The sequence below is a fragment of the Leisingera sp. CC-HEC096 genome, assembly GCF_059429235.1.
Genome location: NZ_JCAIJS010000001.1, coordinates 3,842,501 through 3,844,057, shown reverse-complemented (window position 1 = coordinate 3,844,057; position 1,557 = coordinate 3,842,501). Strand labels below are relative to the sequence as shown.

Genomic DNA, 1,557 nt, shown 5'->3' with positions numbered 1-1,557 from the left:
GGATTTTACTAGGTTTGGCGGTGACCTACTCTCCCAGGGCTTGAGCCCAAGTACCATCGGCGCGACAGTGCTTAACTTCCGGGTTCGGGATGGGACCGGGTGTTTCACTTGTGCTGTGGCCACCAAACCAAGAAAAATCCACTTGCCTTCGGCGAGTGGATTTTTTTGGTTGGCGGCCGTCAGCGTGTTTGCGGAGCAAATACGCGAGAGGCCGCACCCCAGTTACGTCACGAGACGTTTCCACGAGCGGAAGGCAATACAATCAACAGTCCAAGTTCTTGGGATGGTTTGCTTGTTTGGTTTTGTAACACTGTCTGTTACTGGATCAAATCAAGCCTATCGGGCGATTAGTACCGGTCAGCTGAACGCATTGCTGCGCTTACACCTCCGGCCTATCGGCGTGGTGGTCTTCCACGGCCCTCAGGGATACCTTGTTTTGAGGGGGGCTTCCCGCTTAGATGCCTTCAGCGGTTATCCTGTCCGATCATAGCTACCCAGCACTGCAATTGGCATTACAACTGGTCCACCAGTGGATCGTTCACCCCGGTCCTCTCGTACTAGGGGCAACTCCTCTCAAGTATCCTGCACCCACGGCAGATAGGGACCGAACTGTCTCACGACGTTCTAAACCCAGCTCACGTACCTCTTTAAACGGCGAACAGCCGTACCCTTGGGACCTGCTCCAGCCCCAGGATGAGATGAGCCGACATCGAGGTGCCAAACACTGCCGTCGATATGGACTCTTGGGCAGTATCAGCCTGTTATCCCCGGCGTACCTTTTATCCGTTGAGCGATGGCCCTTCCACGCGGGACCACCGGATCACTATGGCCGACTTTCGTCTCTGCTCGACTTGTCAGTCTTGCAGTCAGGCTGGCTTCTGCCATTGCACTCAACGAGCGATTTCCGACCGCTCTGAGCCAACCTTCGCGCGCCTCCGTTACTCTTTAGGAGGCGACCGCCCCAGTCAAACTACCCGCCACGCAGGGTCCCGGATCCGGATAACGGACCGCGGTTAGACATCAAGAGTGCGAAGGGTGGTATCTCAAGGGAGGCTCCACCGGGACTTGCGTCCCGGCTTCGATGCCTACCACCTATCCTGCACATCACAATCCTGATGCCAGTGCGAAGCTGTAGTAAAGGTGCACGGGGTCTTTCCGTCTAACCGCGGGAAGCCTGCATCTTGACAGGCAATTCAATTTCGCTGAGTCGATGTTGGAGACAGCGGGGAAGTCGTTACGCCATTCGTGCAGGTCGGAACTTACCCGACAAGGAATTTCGCTACCTTAGGACCGTTATAGTTACGGCCGCCGTTTACCTGGGCTTCAATTCGGAGCTCTCACCCCTCCTTTTAACCTTCAGGCACCGGGCAGGCGTCAGACCCTATACGTCGCCTTGCGGCTTCGCAGAGCCCTGTGTTTTTAATAAACAGTCGCCACCCCCTGGTTTGTGCCCCCGGATCCAAGTTGCCTTGAACCCGGGCCTCCTTCTCGCGAACTTACGGAGGTATTTTGCCGAGTTCCTTCAACATCGTTCTCTCAAGCGCCTTGGTATGCTCT

The 1,557-nt window shown here is 55.9% G+C and carries 2 rRNA genes (1 of these 2 running past the window's edge); both read right to left on the bottom strand.

The window, feature by feature from the left end:
- Positions 1–12 precede the first annotated feature (12 nt).
- A 5S ribosomal RNA gene (rrf, locus tag AC5STI_RS18635) occupies positions 13–127 on the bottom strand.
- 199 nt (positions 128–326) lie between these two features.
- Positions 327–1,557 (bottom strand): 23S ribosomal RNA (locus AC5STI_RS18630); it runs 1,597 nt beyond the window's last position.